Origin of the sequence: Streptomyces hokutonensis, from assembly GCF_000376565.1 — a bacterium.
In the GTDB taxonomy this organism is placed as follows: Bacteria; Actinomycetota; Actinomycetes; order Streptomycetales; family Streptomycetaceae; genus Streptomyces; species Streptomyces hokutonensis.
This window is the reverse complement of record NZ_BARG01000014.1, coordinates 243,030-259,941: the sequence shown is the minus strand read 5'-3', so window position 1 is coordinate 259,941 and position 16,912 is coordinate 243,030. Positions and strand designations below refer to the sequence as shown.

16 protein-coding genes are annotated in these 16,912 nt (G+C 71.2%); 4 read left to right on the top strand and 12 right to left on the bottom strand.

The annotated features are described in order from the left end of the window. Positions 1-192: 192 nt before the first annotated feature. From SSP08S_RS06795 to SSP08S_RS06780, 4 genes are all read right to left on the bottom strand, one after another. Positions 193-1,359: a helix-turn-helix domain-containing protein gene (locus SSP08S_RS06795; protein WP_019066822.1), complete on the bottom strand. Its 1,167-nt coding sequence runs from the start codon at positions 1,357-1,359 to the stop codon at positions 193-195. Between the two features lie 128 nt (positions 1,360-1,487). Next, positions 1,488-1,940 carry a helix-turn-helix domain-containing protein gene (locus tag SSP08S_RS06790; RefSeq protein ID WP_019066821.1) on the bottom strand — a complete coding sequence of 151 codons (453 nt, stop codon included), beginning with the start codon at positions 1,938-1,940 and terminating at the stop codon, positions 1,488-1,490. A gap of 258 nt (positions 1,941-2,198) precedes the next feature. Next, positions 2,199-2,651 carry a DUF3017 domain-containing protein gene (locus SSP08S_RS06785; RefSeq protein ID WP_019066820.1) on the bottom strand — a complete coding sequence of 151 codons (453 nt, stop codon included), beginning with the start codon at positions 2,649-2,651 and terminating at the stop codon, positions 2,199-2,201. Between the two features lie 34 nt (positions 2,652-2,685). Then, positions 2,686-3,540, bottom strand: coding sequence for a bifunctional methylenetetrahydrofolate dehydrogenase/methenyltetrahydrofolate cyclohydrolase (locus SSP08S_RS06780; protein ID WP_019066819.1), 855 nt, complete (start codon positions 3,538-3,540; stop codon positions 2,686-2,688). Between the two features lie 278 nt (positions 3,541-3,818). Here SSP08S_RS06780 and SSP08S_RS06775 point away from each other — a divergent pair, with 278 nt between their 5' ends. Together SSP08S_RS06775 and SSP08S_RS06770 are read left to right on the top strand one after the other, a co-directional pair. Further along, positions 3,819-4,466, top strand: coding sequence for a hypothetical protein (locus SSP08S_RS06775; RefSeq protein WP_019066818.1), 648 nt, complete (start codon positions 3,819-3,821; stop codon positions 4,464-4,466). Positions 4,467-4,690: 224 nt separating this feature from the next. Then, positions 4,691-5,359: an RDD family protein gene (locus tag SSP08S_RS06770; protein WP_019066817.1), complete on the top strand. Its 669-nt coding sequence runs from the start codon at positions 4,691-4,693 to the stop codon at positions 5,357-5,359. Positions 5,360-5,443: 84 nt separating this feature from the next. Here the strand turns inward: SSP08S_RS06770 and purH are convergent, their stop codons facing one another. Then, positions 5,444-7,009, bottom strand: a complete 1,566-nt coding sequence (purH, locus tag SSP08S_RS06765) for a bifunctional phosphoribosylaminoimidazolecarboxamide formyltransferase/IMP cyclohydrolase (RefSeq protein ID WP_019066816.1) — start codon at positions 7,007-7,009, stop codon at positions 5,444-5,446. Then, positions 7,006-7,635 carry a phosphoribosylglycinamide formyltransferase gene (gene purN / locus SSP08S_RS06760; protein WP_019066815.1) on the bottom strand — a complete coding sequence of 210 codons (630 nt, stop codon included), beginning with the start codon at positions 7,633-7,635 and terminating at the stop codon, positions 7,006-7,008. The genes purH and purN overlap by 4 nt, the downstream gene beginning before the upstream one ends. 275 nt (positions 7,636-7,910) lie before the next feature. Here purN and SSP08S_RS06755 point away from each other — a divergent pair, with 275 nt between their 5' ends. Then, positions 7,911-8,705 (top strand): hypothetical protein, encoded by a 795-nt coding sequence (locus tag SSP08S_RS06755; protein WP_019066814.1) that lies wholly within the window; start codon positions 7,911-7,913, stop codon positions 8,703-8,705. A 13-nt stretch (positions 8,706-8,718) separates the two neighbouring features. Here the strand turns inward: SSP08S_RS06755 and SSP08S_RS06750 are convergent, their stop codons facing one another. Next, positions 8,719-10,449, bottom strand: coding sequence for a cell division protein PerM (locus tag SSP08S_RS06750; protein WP_019066813.1), 1,731 nt, complete (start codon positions 10,447-10,449; stop codon positions 8,719-8,721). 96 nt (positions 10,450-10,545) lie between these two features. Here SSP08S_RS06750 and SSP08S_RS06745 point away from each other — a divergent pair, with 96 nt between their 5' ends. After that, positions 10,546-11,682, top strand: coding sequence for a helix-turn-helix domain-containing protein (locus tag SSP08S_RS06745; protein ID WP_019066812.1), 1,137 nt, complete (start codon positions 10,546-10,548; stop codon positions 11,680-11,682). A 226-nt stretch (positions 11,683-11,908) separates the two neighbouring features. Here the strand turns inward: SSP08S_RS06745 and sucD are convergent, their stop codons facing one another. The 5 genes from sucD to SSP08S_RS06720 all read right to left on the bottom strand — a co-directional run bounded on the left by sucD (position 11,909) and on the right by SSP08S_RS06720 (position 16,812). Further along, on the bottom strand, positions 11,909-12,793 hold the full coding sequence (sucD, locus tag SSP08S_RS06740; protein ID WP_019066811.1) for a succinate--CoA ligase subunit alpha: 885 nt from the start codon (positions 12,791-12,793) through the stop codon (positions 11,909-11,911). A 21-nt stretch (positions 12,794-12,814) separates the two neighbouring features. Then, complete coding sequence (gene sucC, locus SSP08S_RS06735) at positions 12,815-13,993, bottom strand: ADP-forming succinate--CoA ligase subunit beta (protein WP_019066810.1); 1,179 nt, start codon at positions 13,991-13,993, stop codon at positions 12,815-12,817. A gap of 363 nt (positions 13,994-14,356) precedes the next feature. Next, positions 14,357-14,572: a hypothetical protein gene (locus SSP08S_RS06730; protein WP_019066809.1), complete on the bottom strand. Its 216-nt coding sequence runs from the start codon at positions 14,570-14,572 to the stop codon at positions 14,357-14,359. A gap of 79 nt (positions 14,573-14,651) precedes the next feature. Then, positions 14,652-15,512 carry a hypothetical protein gene (locus SSP08S_RS06725; RefSeq protein WP_019066808.1) on the bottom strand — a complete coding sequence of 287 codons (861 nt, stop codon included), beginning with the start codon at positions 15,510-15,512 and terminating at the stop codon, positions 14,652-14,654. Positions 15,513-15,594: 82 nt separating this feature from the next. After that, a complete protein-coding gene (locus SSP08S_RS06720; RefSeq protein WP_245607835.1) occupies positions 15,595-16,812 on the bottom strand; it encodes a VWA domain-containing protein in 1,218 nt (405 codons plus the stop codon). Positions 16,813-16,912 lie beyond the last annotated feature (100 nt).

The following is a 16,912-nucleotide window of genomic DNA, read 5'->3' as shown; positions in this document are numbered from 1 at the left end:
TGTGTGGCCCACCCCACAGCGCCCGGATTCGGGGCACGGAAAAGGCGGCCGTCCGGCTCGGGAGAGGAACACCGGACGACCGCCGTGGGGGCACCGGGGTCCGGACTCCCGTGGGGGTGCTGACCGCCTGCCCCGATCCGGGACGGGCATTCCCCACGTTCACCAAATCCCCACATGCGCGCCCTGTGTGCGCTAGGTCGTGCACCCCTTCTGGCCCGACGCCAGCGTCACGCAGGCCTTCGCCTCGCCGGCGTCCTTCACCGCCACCATCGGGGTGTACGCGATGTTGTCACCGGCCGCCGTGATGCTGTCGCTCTCCTTGGTGGTGCCCGCGCTCACCCGCACGGAGTCCCCCGGGACACCCGCGGTGATACGGCCCCAGGCGGCGCCGCAGGTCTTGCTGTACCGGACCTCGACGACAGTCGTACCGACGGTCGCGGTCTTGGCGGTCGTCGCCGCGCCCGCGTCCGTGGTGCAGCCCATCGCCTCGGCGTCCTTGCCGGTGCACCCGGCGCCCACGCACTTCACCCCGGCCGGCAGGTCGGGGTTCGTGCTGACGGACGGCGAGGCCGAGGTGTGCGTGGCGGTCGTCTTCTTGTCCCCGTCACCCCTGTTGGTGAACAGGAACACGGCCGCGATCACGACCATCACCCCGACGACTCCGGCACTGAACATGAGCAACCGCCGCCTGGTGCCGGCCAGTCCGTCCGGCGGCCCCGGCCGGGGCGCCCGCGGCAGCTCGCCGTGCGGCACCGGAGACTCCGGCACCTGCCCGGCCCCCGGTCGCGCACCCGCGCCACCGGACTGCCCCGCCGACCCCGCATACCCGGCCAGCCCCCACGAGTTGCCGACCTGCGAGGCACCTTCCCGTACGTCGCTCTCGGGCGCCGCGGGCTGCGGCGGCACCGTCGGTGACACCCCCGCCGGGCCCGCGATCCCCGGGGTCGCGGTGGCACTCCCGCCCTTGCGGGCCGTCTTGCCGCCCTCGGCCTTGCCGCTCTGGGCCTTACCGCTCTGTGCGTTGGACGGAGGCGCCCCGAACTCGCCGAGCGCGGCCCGCGCCTGGGAGATCCGCATCGCCTCCATGGTCATGTCGTGCCGCATCTCCGAACGGCTCCAGGCCCGCTCGGCCAGCTCCCACATCGTGGTCAGATGGACGGGATGGGTGCCGGTGACCTCCGCGAGGGCGACGATCGCCCCCTTCGGCGCGAGGAGCCGGCCATTGAGATAACGGTCCCAGGACGTCTTGCTGTAACCCGTGCGGTCGGCCACCGCCGCGACGCTCAGGCCGCTGCGGTCCACGAGCCGGCGCAGCTGACCCGCGAACTCCTTGACCTGCGGATCGAGTTCATCCGGCAAGGCCCTCCAACGAGGCATTGCTTTCCCCCCTCTGCCCTGAATTGCCCACGCTAACGCGGTTGTTGGTCGAGTTCGTTGCAAATCCGCAAACTTGTCAATACATCGACACACTGGGCACATACCGGCGTTCACCCGAGCAAGACGGCCCCCACGACAGTCACGAGAAGCATCAGAACCAGCAGCACCAGCGCGTACCGGAGCAGTCGTCCGTCGGGCCTGCTCTCCCCCATCTCGGGCGGGGTGTCCCACCAGGGCAGGGTCGGATCGTCCCGGTACTCCTCCCCGCCCGGCGCCCGCTCCGGGACGGTGACCGGGCGGGGCCAGGCCTGGACCGCCAACTCCCAGCGCACCCCGATGCGTTCGGGGTCGGTGCCGGCCACCCGGCACAGCGCGACGACCGCCTGCCGGGGCGGGGGCTGGCCCGCGTTGAGATAGCGGTGCCAGGAGGACTTGCTGTACGCGGTGCGGGCGCCGAGTGCGGCCAGGCTCAGCCCGGTGCGGTCCTTGAGGAGGCGCAGGTGTTCCACGAAGTGCCGTACCTCCGCCGGGAGATCGTCCGGCAGCGGCTGCCAGCCGCTCATCGCACCTCCACCGCCCGCCCGCTCGTCGGCTCGTCCCACTTGCCCGTTCCGAGCGGAATGACGACGCCGGAAGGGGAACGGTTCCCTCGTCGCGGCGGGGTGCGGAGCGCGTAGCGAAACGGTCACCTCCCTGCCACAGCGCGCTGACAGCCGTTGAACAGCCCGCTCACCGCGCGGCACGCTGAGACGCAGACGGCGGCGCGTCCTTGCTCGGGGGAGGGGACGGGCCGCCGTCGTGTGTCGTGAACCGACCGGCTGTCAGCTGGTGTTGACCGTGTAGTGCAGCGTGTCCTTGAGGAACGGGATGACCAGCCACGGCTTCGGCTGCGCCATCATCGCCAGCAGGACGATCGCGAGGCCGAGCACGCAGTAGGTGACGACGTCGGTGAAGCGGGAGCGCACGGCGAGCATGCCGACGTCCGGCAGGACCCAGCGCAGGACGGCGCCGGCCAGCAGGGCGGCGCCGATGAGCAGGGTGCCGTAGCGGAAGACGTCGAAGGCGGTCAGCAGGAGGCCGAGGCCGACCGTGCCGAGCACCGCGAGGATCGGCCACTGGCGGGCCGGTGCCGGGGCGGCGCCGGACGCGGCCCGGCCGCCGCCCTCGGGGCGGGCGGTGTCGCGGGTGAAGAGGGGGAAGCGGCGGGTGGTGCGGCGCGGGACGCCGTCGGCGCCGGGGGCGCTGACGGGGTCCGTCACCTCGATGTCGTCCACGGCTTCCGTCCTCCTGCCGGCCGGTTCCTTGCTGTCAGGCGACACTGCGCTCCGCCGCCTCGACCACGTTGACGAGCAGCTGGGCGCGGGTCATCGGGCCGACTCCTCCGGGGTTCGGGGAGATCCAGCCGGCGACCTCGGCGACGCCCGGGTGGACGTCGCCCACGATCTTGCCGTCGGCGTTCCGGGAGACCCCGACGTCGAGGACGGCGGCGCCCGGCTTCACGTCCTCGGGCCGGATCAGATGGGCGGAACCGGCGGCGGCCACGATGATGTCGGCGCGCTTGAGGTGCGAGGAGAGGTCGCGGGTGCCCGTGTGGCACTGGGTCACGGTCGCGTTCTCGCTGCGCCGGGTGAGCAGGAGCGGCATCGGGCGGCCGATGGTGACGCCGCGTCCGACGACCACGACCTCGGCGCCCTTGATCTCCACGCCGTAGCGGCGCAGCAGGGTCAGCACGCCGTTCGGGGTGCAGGGCAGCGGGGCGGGCTCGTTGAGGACGAGGCGGCCGAGGTTCATCGGGTGGAGGCCGTCGGCGTCCTTGTCCGGGTCCATGAGTTCCAGGATGCGGTTCTCGTCGATGCCCTTGGGGAGCGGGAGTTGGACGATGTAGCCGGTGCAGGCCGGGTCCTCGTTGAGCTCCCGGACGACCGCCTCGATCTCCTCCTGCGTCGCGGTGGCGGGCAGTTCGCGCTGGATGGAGGCGATGCCCACCTGGGCGCAGTCGCGGTGCTTGCCCGCGACGTACTTCTGGCTGCCGGGGTCGTCCCCGACCAGGATCGTGCCGAGGCCGGGCGTGACGCCCTTCTCCTTCAGCGCCGCCACGCGGGCGGTCAGATCGGACTTGATCGCGGCTGCGGTGGCCTTGCCATCGAGAATCTGGGCGGTCATGACCCCATCCTCGCGGATGACCGGGCCCCGATTCCAATCAGGCGTCTCCACAACGCGTACGGAAGATGCGGAATATACGCAATATGCGGAATTCCGCTGGACGGGGGCAGCCGCCTCCAGAACCATGGGGACACAGTGCCGCGTGCAGTACCGGGGGAACGCAGCGCGTCCGTACCATCCGCACCATCCGCTTGATCCACTTGCTCCACAGGGCTTTCCTCCAGTCGGTGCCGCACGCCGTCCCCGCACTCGTCAGAGGCAGACGGAGGAGAGACGCCATGAGTTACGGCGACCCGAACAACCCGTATCCGTACGGACAGCCGCCCCAGCCATCACAGCCGCCCCCACCGCCCCAGCAGCCCCCCACCGCTCCCGGCTACACCTACGGCTACGGCTATCCCCAGCAGCAGCCGTACTCCGGCTACGGCTACGGCTACGGCTACCCGGGCGGCGCGACGATGCCCGCACAGTCGATGCCCGGGCTGCTCATGACCGCCCGCGTCTTCCTGTTCATCATCTCCGCGACGCAGATCCTGGCCGGTGTGGCCTGGCTCTACGTCGGCGCCTTCGTCAGCGATGTGACGGACGACGCCACCTCCGTGGTCCCGATGAAGTCGGTCGGCGACGCCGGTCACGCGCTGGCCGGTCTCCTCATCTTCTTCGGGCTCGTCAGCCTCGCCTTCGCCGCCCTGTCCATCACCCTGGGCGTCAAGTTCGGCCGCGGCGGCCAGGGCATCCGCGTCACCACGGTGGTCTACGGCGCGCTCGGCACGCTCGTCGGCTTCGTCTTCCTGATCGTCGCCCTCGACAACGGACCGGCCGCCGCGGTCCTCTACACGCTGCTGTGGGTCGGTTTCGGCGCGGTCATCACGGCGGCCCCGATGGTCGCCAGTGGCACGGCCTGGTTCGCACGTCCGCGCTACTGAGGACTCCGAGAAAAACAGGCGAACACTTTCGGTCACCCAGCGAAATTGATGTTTCGCTTACACAACACATGAGGATTCCAACTGGACAAAAAGTGATCACCCCCACGAGCATGAGCGGCGCAGTACCGCGGTTCATGTTCGGGGGGAAAACCGCTCAAGCAACGACGTTCCTCCGCGCAACCCGCATCGTCCCCACCAGACAGTGCAGACGGAGGAACCTCGCCATGAGCTTCGGCGATCCCAACAACCCTTACGGGCAGCCCCAGAACGCCCCGCAGGGCCAGCCCGGTTACGGCTATCCGCAGCAGCCCCCGCAGCAGGGTTACGGCTACCCCCAGGGCGGCCAGCCCGGCTACGGCTACCCCCAGCAGCCCGGCTACGCGGGCGGCCCCGGCGTGCCCGGCGCCCCGCGCATAGCCTCGATGGGCCGGCGTTTCGGCGCCCGCCTGATCGACGGCCTGATCCTCTTCGTCATCTACTTCGTGCTCTCCCTCGCGGGCGTCGCCGGCTCGATCAGCGCCATCAAGGACTGCGACCCGAACGCCTCCGACTACCAGTCCTGCGTCGACGACGCGGCGAGCCACATGGTGGGCGCGATCGGCGCGGTCGTCGGCGCCCTGATGATCTGCAGCCTGCTCTACGAGTGGCTGATGATCGGTCTGGTGGGCGCGACCCTGGGCAAGATGGCCGTCGGCCTGCGCGTGGTGAAGGCCGACACCGGCCAGAAGCCGGGCCTGGGCTCGTCGATCATCCGCTGGGTCATCCCGCTGGTCGGCAGCATCGCCTGCGGCATCGGCCAGCTCGTCGTCTACCTGTCCCCGTTCTGGGACAAGTCCGGCCGCCAACAGGGCTGGCACGACAAGGCCGCGAGCACGATGGTCATCCAGAACTGACGGTCCCCATACGGCTCAGGGCCGTGCCACCCGATTCCTCGGGGGCACGGCCCTGAGCCGTGTACAAGGCCGCAGCGGGCGACCTCAGTGGAAGAAGTGCCGCGTCCCCGTGAAGTACATCGTGACGCCCGCCTTCTTCGCGGCCTCGACGACGAGCTCGTCACGGACCGAACCGCCGGGCTGGACAACGGCCTTGACGCCGGCCGCGGTGAGGATCTCCAGCCCGTCCGGGAACGGGAAGAACGCGTCAGAGGCCGCGAACGAACCCCGCGCCCGCTCCTCCCCCGCCCGCTCGACCGCCAGCTTCGCCGAGTCGACGCGGTTGACCTGGCCCATGCCGACGCCGACCGAGGCACCGTCCTTGGCCAGCAGGATCGCGTTGGACTTCACCGCGCGGCAGGCCTTCCACGCGAACGCGAGATCGGCGAGGTCGGACTCGGACAGCGCCTCGCCCGTCGCCAGCGTCCAGTCGGCCGGGTCGTCGCCGTCGGCCTGGAGGCGGTCGGTGACCTGGAGCAGCGCCCCGCCGTCGATCGCCTTGAACTCGACCGCGTTCGAGGGGCCGCCCGGGGCCTTCAGCACCCGGATGTTCTTCTTCTTGGCGAGGGCCTCGAGCGCGCCCTCCTCGTAGTCCGGCGCCACGATGACCTCGGTGAAGATCTCGGCGACCTGCTCGGCCAGCTCCTTGCTGACCGGCCGGTTGACGGCGATCACCCCGCCGAACGCCGACAGCGGGTCACACGCGTGCGCCTTGCGGTGCGCCTCGGCGACGTCCGAACCGACCGCGATACCGCAGGGGTTGGCGTGCTTGATGATCGCGACACAGGGCTCGGCGTGGTCGTAGGCGGCACGGCGCGCGGCATCCGTGTCCGTGTAGTTGTTGTACGACATCTCCTTGCCGTGCAGCTGCTCGGCCTTGGCGAGACCGCCGCCCGAGGCGTCGACGTAGAGCGCGGCCGGCTGGTGCGGGTTCTCGCCGTAGCGCAGGGTGTTCTCGCGCTCCCAGGTGCCGCCGAGGAAGTCGGGGAACTGCGACTCGTCGACGGGCGCGTAGGCGCTCGCGAACCAGCTCGCCACCGCCACGTCGTACGACGCCGTGTGCTGGAAGGCCTCCGCGGCGAGCCGCTTGCGGGTGGTGAGGTCGAAGCCGCCGTTCTGTACGGCGTTCAGGACGTCGGCGTAGCGGGCCGGGCTGGTGACCACGGCGACCGAGGGGTGGTTCTTGGCGGCGGCACGGACCATCGACGGGCCGCCGATGTCGATCTGCTCGACGCACTCGTCGGGAGAGGCGCCCGAGGCGACGGTCTCCCGGAACGGGTAGAGGTTGACGACCACCAGGTCGAAGGGGGCCACGCCCAGCTCGTCGAGCTGCTGCCGGTGGCTCTCCAGCCGCAGGTCGGCGAGGATACCGGCGTGCACCTTCGGGTGCAGGGTCTTGACCCGGCCGTCCAGGCACTCGGGGAAGCCGGTCAGCTCCTCGACCTTGGTGACGGGTACGCCGGCGGCGGCGATACGGGCGGCCGTGGAGCCCGTGGAGACGAGTTCGACGCCCGCCTCGTGCAGGCCGCGCGCCAGCTCCTCGAGGCCGGTCTTGTCGTAGACGCTGACGAGCGCCCGTCGGATGGCTCGCTTGTTGCTCTCGGCGGTCACTGGATAACTACCTTTCGTCCCTCGATGCGATAGCCGTTGCGGGCCAGCCGCCCCACGACATCGACGAGCAGCCTTCGCTCGACTTCCTTGATCCGCTCGTGCAGAGCGCTCTCGTCGTCCTCGTCCCGGATCTCGACAACGCCCTGAGCGATGATCGGCCCGGTGTCGACGCCGTCGTCGACGAAGTGGACGGTGCAGCCGGTGACCCGGGCGCCGTACGCGAGCGCGTCCCGTACGCCGTGGGCCCCCGGAAAACTGGGCAGCAGGGCGGGGTGCGTGTTCACGACCCGGCCGCCGAAACGGGCGAGGAACTCCTTGCCCACGATCTTCATGAACCCGGCCGACACGATCAGATCGGGCTCGTACGCCCCGGTCGCCGCCGCGAGCGCCGCGTCCCACTCCTCGCGGGTCGCGAAGTCCTTCACCCGGCACACGAAGGTGGGCAGTCCGGCGCGCTCGGCACGGGCCAGGCCCTCGATGCCCTCGCGGTCCGCGCCCACGGCCACGATCTCGGCTCCGTACGCCGCGTCGCCCTCGGTCGCGATGGCGTCGAGCAGCGCCTGCAGATTCGTACCGGAACCGGAGACCAGCACGACAAGGCGCTTGGCCACGGGCTTGGCGGCCACGGCGGGGCCCTTTCTCGGGGGAGCGGGGTGCGTGCGGGCGGCCCGTTCGTGCATTCATACGAATGCTTCGCGCCCCGGGATACGGGGAAGTCTACGAAGCGGCCGACCGTCAGCAACGATACCGGCACACCGGACAGCCCCCACGGGACGGGGGCGTGGCCGGAAGGTAGCGTCTGGGGAGAGCGGGTTCGGGAACGCCGTTGTCGTGCGACGCGTTCACGAAGTGACAGCTCATGTCGGAGAGACGTATTCAACAAGGGGAAGACGCTCACTTGATGCCGGACCGCAGTCCCCGACTCCTCACGTTCCCCCCGCAGTCCTTGCAGGGAGGGGAGCGCGGCACCGTGCTGCTCCGGGAGCGGCCCTCGTCGCCGCCGGACGCGCCCTCGGAGGGACAGAGCGGTGCGGGGTCGGACGACAATCCGTTCGCCCCGCCGCCCGAGGGCACTCCGGACCGGCCGTGGCAGCCGCGGCGCCCGGAGGGTCGTGACGGCGACGACTCCTCGCAGGGTGATGGTGGCGGTCGTTCGCCGTGGGGCAGTCAGTGGAGCGACCGGCAGCCCGGGCGTTCCCAGGGCGGCTTCGGCGACCGGCCCGGCGGACAGGGCGGATCCAGCGGCGGCCCCGAGGGCCCGAACAGCGGCCCCGGCCCCGGCCAGGGCATGCGCTGGGACCCGACGGACCCGGCCCAGCGCCGCGCCCGCTACGCCCTGCTGAGCGGCATGTGGGCCTTCTTCTTCGCCCTCTTCAGCTGGCCGTACGTGGCCCTGCTGCTCGGCGCGCTGGCCCTCTACTGGGGCGGCAGCGCGCTGCGCGCCAAGCCCCGCCCCGGCGACCCGGACACCCCGGCCGCGCCCGAGGCACCGGGCCGCCCCCAGACGACGGCGGCGGTGAGCGGCCTGGTCACCGCGTCCCTCGCCATCGCCCTGGTCGCCGCGATGTTCGTCGCGCAGCTGGCCTACAAGGACTTCTACACCTGCACGAACGACGCCCTCACGAACGAGGCCAAGCAGTCCTGCAACCAGCTCCTGCCGAAGGATCTGCGGGGCTTGCTGGGAACCGCCAACTGACGGACGACACCGGTCAGTTCGGCCCGGGCTCGTCCGTGGGTTCCGGGTGTTCCGGTTGTTCCGGTGGAGTCGCCGCCTCCCTCAGAGCCGCCCAGCGGGCCTCGCGGGAGGCGTCGTCGTACCAGGGGGTCGGCGAGGGCCCCGACGGGACGTCGACGGGCAGGAAGTCGTACGGGTCGAACGTCGGGTCGTGGTCGTAGGCGAGGTACGGCTGGTCGACGGGGGCCTGGACCGGGACGGGTACGGGCGTCACCTTCGGCCTGCGGGTGAACCGCCCCCGGACGGCGGTGAAGGACTTCAGGAACCGGCGTCTCGGCGGGGCATCCGGCGCCTTCTCGGCCGCACCCTCCCTCGGCTTCCCGATCGTCGGCTTCGGCGCCCTGGGTTCCCGCAGTCGCCAGGCCCGCAGCCCCATCGCCGTGGGCACCGCGACCACCGCGAGCCACGCCAGTGCCGCTCCCCCGGTCTGCCACCACACGGGCCCGAACCGGGCGAGCGCGGCACCCCCGAGCGGACCGCCCGACAACTCCGCGAACAGCGCGAGCGCTACGGCGCACAGGGCGGCGGCGAGCAGTGCGGTGGCGGCGGTGCGGCCCTGCGGCCAGGGTGCCGACGCCGGACCGCCGGTGCCCCCCGGCTTCGTCAACTCGCCTTCTCCGTCGCCCCGTTGCCCCACCGCGACCCGTGCCACGAACCACCCGACCATCAACCCGGCGGCCAACGGCACCAGTCCCGCCAGCCAGTTGAGCGGGGTTCCGGTGCCCGCGTCCGGGACCGCCGCGAGGAGCGGGAACGGGGGAAGCAGGGGCGCCGGGGCCGAGTTGAGGGGGTCCACCGTGTGGTGGGTGCCGAGCGCGAAGCCGGGGCCGAGGGCGTAGGCCGCCGACCAGACCGCCGCGTTCGGGATCAGCGCGAGGCAGAGCAACAGCACGGCGAACCGGCCCGACAGCGCCTCCGTCAGCCGTAGGAACGACGTCTGCGCCGCGCCGCCGTGCCACACCAGGGAGGCCGTGAGCAGCAGCGCGCCGCCCCCGACGAACACCGCCGTGCCGATCCCGGCGGCGCGCAGCGCGGTGCCGATCCGGGCCCGGGACTCGCGGGCCTCCGGGCCCAGGACGAGCCGCCGTAGCCCGGCCGGCAGCAGGACCAGCACGCTCAACACCGGTTCGCGCGGGCGCCCGTACGCCGTCCACACGCCCGACCCGGCCGCGCCCGCCGCGAGCAGCGGCAGGCACACCGCCGTCCAGCTCCAGGAGGGGGAGAGTTCGCCGCCGGACGCGTAGAGCGCGGCGGCGGTGCCGACGGCGAGGTAGCCGAGGGCGACGCCGGTCCAGGCGGTGCGGGCCGGGACCGGTGGGATGTCGGTGTCCTCGTCGGCTCCGCCCAGCACCGCGTCCCGGGCCGCCCGGTGCAGCAGCCAGACCGGCAGGACGAGGAGGAGCAGCGGGGTCACGCCGACGGGGGCGGGGATCCCGGAGAGGGTGTCGGTGCGGACCAGTTCGACGCCGTGCGCGAGGAGCCAGAGCGCGGCGGCCATGTGCAGCGCGCCGCCGGGTCCGCTGTCCGGGTACGGCGAGCTGATCCACAGCACCATCACGAGCACGGCGAACGAACCGAGACCGAGCCCCGCCGCGACCGCGCCACCCAAGAGGCTGGCGGCCAGTCCGGGGGATCGGTCGCGCATCCGGGTGAGGAGGGGCGACAACGACGGTCGGCGGTGGGTCATCGGCATCACGACCGCCATGCTCCCAACGACACGCGCTTTTCCGTCGTAACAGGCGAACCCCCGAAGTGTCGCTCAATATACATTTATGTACTTTTTCGTACGAAGGGGCACCCGGTGACGCAGACCCCTGCAACCCCGCTCCCGCCGCCCAAGGAACGCCGACGGCTGCGCGAGGCCGCGTCCCTGACGCAGGCTCAGCTCGCCACGCGGGTCGGCGTCAGCCGCGAGACGGTGCGCGCGTGGGAGACCGGCCGCACCTCACCACGCGGCCGGAAACGGGAAGCGTACGCGAAGTTGCTCAACGACCTGACCGAGGACTCCCCCGCAGTGGAAGAGGCAGAGGTGGATGCAGCCGAGGTGGAGGAGGCGGCGCCGGAGGCCCAACCGGAGCCGCCGCACGCCGACATCGTCGTGGTCGAGATCCCCGTACCGCACACCGATCCGGCGCCCGCCCCCCTGACCCCCGCTCAGGCCTTCGACGCGCTCTACGCGTTCTGCGCGCCCTCCCTCGTACGGCAGACCTATCTGCTCACCGGGCGGCGCGAGTTGGCACGGGAGTCCGTCGAGCGCGCCTTCCAGACCGCCTGGCAGCGCTGGCCCGAGGTGGCGGTCGACCGCGACCCGGCCGGCTGGGTGCGCTCGGTCGCGTACGAGTACGCGCTCTCCCCCTGGCACCGCTTCCGCCCCAGATACCGCCACCCGGAACCCCCACCCCCGGCCCCCGCCGACCGCGCCCTGCTCACCGCCCTCCTCAAGCTCCCCCCGTCGTACCGCCGAACCCTTCTCCTCTACGACGGTGTCGGGCTCGGTCTCGCGGAGATGGCGGCGGAGACGGAGGCGAGCACGCCGGCCGCGGCGAACCGGCTGCTGCACGCGCGCGAGGCGCTGGCCGCGCGGCTCCCCGAGCTGTCCGACCCGACCGAACTGCACCGGCGGCTGACCGAACTGGCCTCCACGGGGCGGTTGCACGCGGCCAAGCCGCCGGTGGTTCGTTTCGTGGGTGAACGCCGAACCGTGTTCTGGACCCGGGCGGCGATCGCGTTCACCGTCACGATCATCGGCGCGACGACGCTGACGCTGCGGACGGCGCCGACACACTATGAGCCGCCGGTGCCGTTGGGGCAGCGGGTGGAGGGGGTGCCGGCGCGGGTGGTGCAGGGGGCGTCGTCGGAGGAGGAGGTAGCGCTGAGGGACCGGCTGCGTAGCGGGATGACCGCTGGGCCCGAAAGGCTGCTTCCGTTGAGTCGTTGAGTGCGGCCCGGTGGGGGCTGGTCGCGCAGTTCCCCGCGCCCCTAAAAAACACCGGCCCGCTCTGTTCTCTTACAGGCACCGGGATCGCGCGACCAACCCCCACCGGGCCTGTTCTTTAGGGGCGCGGGGAACTGCGCGAGCAACCACGACGCACCCGCACCCGACAACGCACCGATGGGCCCGCTCCAACCCACGGAGCGGGCCCATCGACGTGCAGCTAAGAAGCTCAGCCGGCCAGAATCTCGCGCGCCAGCTTCGCCGTCTCGGTCGGCGTCTTGCCGACCTTGACGCCGGCGGCCTCGAGGGCCTCCTTCTTCGCGGCGGCCGTACCGGAGGAACCGGAGACGATGGCGCCGGCGTGGCCCATGGTCTTGCCCTCGGGCGCGGTGAAGCCCGCGACGTAACCGACGACCGGCTTCGTCACGTTCTTCGCGATGAAGTCCGCCGCACGCTCCTCGGCGTCGCCGCCGATCTCGCCGATCATGACGATCAGGTCGGTGTCGGGGTCGGCCTCGAACGCGGCGAGCGCGTCGATGTGCGTGGTGCCGATGACCGGGTCGCCACCGATGCCGACGGCGGACGAGAAGCCGATGTCACGCAGCTCGTACATCATCTGGTACGTCAGCGTGCCGGACTTCGAGACCAGGCCGATACGGCCCGGCTTGGTGATGTCGCCCGGGATGATGCCGGCGTTGGACTGGCCCGGGGTGATGAGACCGGGGCAGTTCGGGCCGATGATCCGGGTCTTGTTGCCCTTCGCGACCGCGTACGCGTAGAACGCGGCCGAGTCGTGGACGGCGATGCCCTCGGTGATGACGACCGCGAGCGGGATCTCGGCGTCGATCGCCTCGACGACGGCGGCCTTGGAGAAGGCCGGCGGTACGAAGAGGACGGATACGTTCGCGCCCGTCTTCTCGATCGCCTCGGCGACCGTGCCGAAGACCGGGATCTCGGTGCCGTCGACGTCGACGGACGTGCCGGCCTTACGGGGGTTGACGCCACCGACGATGTTGGTGCCGTCCGCCAGCATGAGCTTGGTGTGCTTCATGCCCGTGGAGCCGGTCATGCCCTGGACGATGACCTTGCTGTCCTTGGTGAGGAAGATAGCCATGGCTGTTTTGTCCCTCGTCCCTTACTTCGCAGCCGCGAGCTCGGCGGCCTTGTCGGCCGCGCCGTCCATGGTGTCCACGCGCTGGACCAGCGGGTGGTTGGCGTCGGAGAGGATCTTGCGACCCAGCTCGGCGTTGTTGCCGTCGAGGCGGACGACGAGGGGCTTGGTGACTTCCTCGCCCTTGTCCGCGAGCAGCTGCAGCGCCTGCACGATGCCGTTGGCGACCTCGTCGCACGCGGTGATGCCGCCGAAGACGTTGACGAAGACCGACTTGACGTCGGGGTCGCCCAGGATGATCTCCAGGCCGTTCGCCATCACGGCCGCGGACGCGCCGCCGCCGATGTCGAGGAAGTTGGCCGGCTTCACGCCGCCGTGGTTCTCACCGGCGTACGCGACGACATCCAGGGTGCTCATGACGAGACCCGCGCCGTTGCCGATGATGCCGACCTCGCCGTCGAGCTTGACGTAGTTGAGGTTCTTCGCCTTGGCGGCGGCCTCGAGCGGGTTGGCGGAGTCGTGGTCGACCAGCGCCTCGTGCTCCGGCTGACGGAACTCGGCGTTCTCGTCCAGCGAGACCTTGCCGTCGAGGGCGATGACACGGCCGTCGGCGACCTTGGCGAGGGGGTTGACCTCGACGAGGAGGGCGTCCTCCTTGACGAAGGTGTCCCACAGCGTCACCAGGATCTCGGCGACCTGCTCGGCGACGTCGGCCGGGAACTTCGCCTGCGCGACGATCTCGCGGGCCTTCTCGATGCTCACGCCCTCGTTGGCGTTGACCGGGACCTTCGCGAGCGCCTCGGGGTTCTCCTCCGCGACGACCTCGATCTCCACGCCGCCCTGGACGGACGCCATGGCGAGGAAGGTGCGGTTGGTGCGGTCGAGGAGGTACGAGACGTAGTACTCCTCGACGATCTCGGGCGCGGTCTCGGCGATCATCACCTTGTGGACCGTGTGGCCCTTGATGTCCATGCCGAGGATGTCCGTCGCACGCGCGACGGCCTCGTCCGGGGTGGCGGCGAGCTTCACGCCACCGGCCTTGCCACGGCCGCCGACCTTCACCTGGGCCTTGACGACGGACTTGCCGCCGAGACGCTCTGTGGCTGCGCGGGCCGCCTCAGGCGTGTCGATGACTTCACCGGCCAGCACCGGTACATCGTGCTTGGCGAAGAGGTCCCTCGCCTGATACTCGAACAGGTCCACGCGCTTCCGTCCTCAGTGATCTCGCGGTTCGTTGGATGCGTGGGCGTGCCGCGAAGGGCAACGTGACGTCCGCTGTCACAAGGGAGGCGCACACGGTGACCGAGCGCGCGGCATGTCCGTCTCGCAGGTTATCGCTGCTTGCGGAGGGCCTCTAAATCGAGGGTCACACCTGAGCGGTGATACCTGTCACATGATGCCGGGATTCGTGACACGCAGTGCCGTGGACGGGGCTTACGGGCGGGTTGTTCGGGCGGAGTCCCCGCCGGGTTGGGGCTGGCCCGGCGGGGACCCCAGTACCGCGAGGCGCACCCCGGACAGGCCGACGGCATTCGGCCGTCCGGGGTCACTGCCTCACGGAGTCTGTTACTCCCAGCGACGGACGGTCCGGGTGCACACAATGTGTGCGGCGCGTGCGGTCCGCGCGGCCCGTGCGCCCTGGATGGCCGCGGCGGCCCTTACCCGGGACCCTCGCGGGACGGAGACCACGGCATCGACGAGACGCCGTCGGACTTCGGCCGGGGTGATGTCGGCGCTGGTGGTCGTGCTTGTGGTCGTGCTCGTGCTCGTGTTGTTGCTCATCGGTACGTCAGTTCCTCAGGCGTTCCAGAAAAGGAGACATGGCGACATTCCGGGCAGACCAACTGCCGGAAGGCCCTGCCTAGCCTGGGAAAACGGGAACGTCCCGGTACCTGTCCCTGGTCTCCGCCGCGTCCGCACCCTCGGCGACGCCACGCACGAACCGCACGGCCACCCTGGTGCCCGACGTCACAGCCTGCGCGTCACAGTGCCGCGAGGTGCCGCCGTCCATGGCCTGCTGATCGCGCGGTGCGCCACCCGGGTCACCGTCGGGCGCCTGGTGCGCCGGGGCGTGCCTGACGGACGGCACATGACGTACGGCCGCATGCCCTACGGCGCCGATCTCGCCGGCGGCGACGCGCGGCCCGTACGTCACGTCTGTGCCTACGGCCGCCTTGGCGGGCCTCGCCTTCGAACGATGTCCGCCAGTCGAAGAGTGCGGGGCCGACCGGACGGGCGTCGGCACCGCCACCGGCGTCGTGTGCGCCGGAGGCGTCTGGACCGGAGGCACGGGCTGACTCGGCACCACGGGGACCGAGGGCAAGGTGGGCAGCGAAGGCAACGAGGGTAACGAGGGCAACGAAGGCGCCTCGGCCAACACCGCGGTCACCGTCTTCGTCACCACGTCACTCACGGGCCGTACGACCCGCTCCACGGTGTCCGCGACCGGAGCGACCACTGGAGCCAGTACTGGAGCGACAACAGGAGCCTGGACCGGAATCGAGACCGGAACCGGCTTCACCACCGGGGTCGGCGAGGCCACCGCCGGGATCCCCGGCCGCTGTCCCGGCGCCCCGTCCGCCGCCTGTGCCTGACCTCCGCACACGAGGCCGAGCACGAACAACCCGCCCACCAGCAGCGCCAGTTGGAGCACACGCCGCCCCACCGCCGTACGCATCACGCGCAGGGCGGCACCGGGTATCGCGGCGGCGGGCCAGATCATGAGGCGACGATCCTCGCACGGGCCACCCGAGGACGCGCAACCCCCCTGTCTCCCAAGCCCGTTGTCGCCCCGGGCCCGTTCGTCAGGCCGTGTCGGGTATCGGCAGCGGCCGCTTCTCGATCGCCGCCGCCATCACCTCCGGGAAGAGGTCGGGCGTACAGGCGAAGGCCGGCGCCCCCAACGCGGCCAGCGCGGCGGCGTGTTCGCGGTCGTACGCCGGTGCCCCCTCGTCGGACAGCGCGAGCAGCGTCACGAACTGCACCCCCGACGCCTTCATCGCCGCGACCCGCTTGAGCATCTCGTTCCGTATGCCTCCTTCGTAGAGGTCGCTGATCAGCACGACCACCGTCTCGGCGGGGCGGGTGATCTGCGACTGGCAGTACGCGAGCGCCCTGTTGATGTCCGTACCGCCGCCGAGCTGTGTCCCGAAGAGCACGTCCACCGGGTCGTCGAGCTGGTCGGTGAGGTCGACGACCGCCGTGTCGAAGACGACGAGCCGGGTGTCGATCGACCGCATGGACGCCAGCACCGCCCCGAACACGGAGGCGTAGACGACGGACGCCGCCATCGACCCGGACTGGTCGATGCAGAGGACGACCTCCTTCTTCACGGACTGGGAAGCCCGCCCGTATCCGATCAGCCGCTCCGGCACGATCGTCCGGTACTCCGGCAGGTAGTGCTTGAGGTTGGCCGCGATCGTGCGGTTCCAGTCGATGTCGTGGTGGCGCGGCCGGTTGATACGGGCGCTGCGGTCGAGGGCGCCGGTGAGGGTGGCCCGGGTGCGGGTGGCGAGCCGCTTCTCCAGGTCCTCGACCACCTTGCGCACCACCGCCCGCGCCGTCTCCTTCGTGGTCTCCGGCATCGCCTTGTTGAGGGAGAGCAGCGTGCCGACCAGGTGCACGTCGGCCTCCACCGCTTCCAGCATCTCCGGTTCGAGCAGCAGCGCGGACAGCCCGAGCCGGTCGATGGCGTCGCGCTGCATGACCTGGACGACCGAGGAGGGGAAGTACGTCCGGATGTCCCCGAGCCAGCGCGCGACGGACGGCGCCGACGCCCCGAGCCCCGCCGAACGGTCCTTCCCCGCCCGCTCCTTGTCACCCCTGCCGTACAGCGAGGCCAACGCCCCGTCCATCGCGGCATCCCGCCCGGACAACGCACACCCGGTGCCATCGGCCGCGTCACCCCCGAGCACCAGCCGCCACCGCCGCAGCCGCTCCTGCCCCGGGTCAGCGACTCCGCCGGCCCCCGCCACCCCGTCAACCGTCACGGCCGTCGCCGCCGTCGCGCCCGTCGCCGTCATCCGCGCACCCCCGCCCGCAGCCCTTCCCACAAGGGCACGACCCGCACGGCAGTAGCCGGACGGTCCTCGGACCCCCGCCCAGCACCCGCCGCCTGAGCCC

What these genes read in the sequence shown, in the direction of transcription:
- SSP08S_RS06730 (WP_019066809.1), bottom strand. Translation starts at nt 14,572, where the DNA reads ATGAGCAACAACACGAGCACGAGCACGACCACAAGCACGACCACCAGC.
- SSP08S_RS06750 (WP_019066813.1), bottom strand. Translation starts at nt 10,449, where the DNA reads ATGGCGGTCGTGATGCCGATGACCCACCGCCGACCGTCGTTGTCGCCC.
- SSP08S_RS06775 (WP_019066818.1), top strand. Translation starts at nt 3,819, where the DNA reads ATGAGTTACGGCGACCCGAACAACCCGTATCCGTACGGACAGCCGCCC.
- SSP08S_RS06790 (WP_019066821.1), bottom strand. Translation starts at nt 1,940, where the DNA reads ATGAGCGGCTGGCAGCCGCTGCCGGACGATCTCCCGGCGGAGGTACGG.
- SSP08S_RS06780 (WP_019066819.1), bottom strand. Translation starts at nt 3,540, where the DNA reads ATGACCGCCCAGATTCTCGATGGCAAGGCCACCGCAGCCGCGATCAAG.
- sucD (WP_019066811.1), bottom strand. Translation starts at nt 12,793, where the DNA reads ATGGCTATCTTCCTCACCAAGGACAGCAAGGTCATCGTCCAGGGCATG.
- SSP08S_RS06755 (WP_019066814.1), top strand. Translation starts at nt 7,911, where the DNA reads ATGCCGGACCGCAGTCCCCGACTCCTCACGTTCCCCCCGCAGTCCTTG.
- SSP08S_RS06720 (WP_245607835.1), bottom strand. Translation starts at nt 16,812, where the DNA reads ATGACGGCGACGGGCGCGACGGCGGCGACGGCCGTGACGGTTGACGGG.
- SSP08S_RS06725 (WP_019066808.1), bottom strand. Translation starts at nt 15,512, where the DNA reads ATGATCTGGCCCGCCGCCGCGATACCCGGTGCCGCCCTGCGCGTGATG.
- SSP08S_RS06770 (WP_019066817.1), top strand. Translation starts at nt 4,691, where the DNA reads ATGAGCTTCGGCGATCCCAACAACCCTTACGGGCAGCCCCAGAACGCC.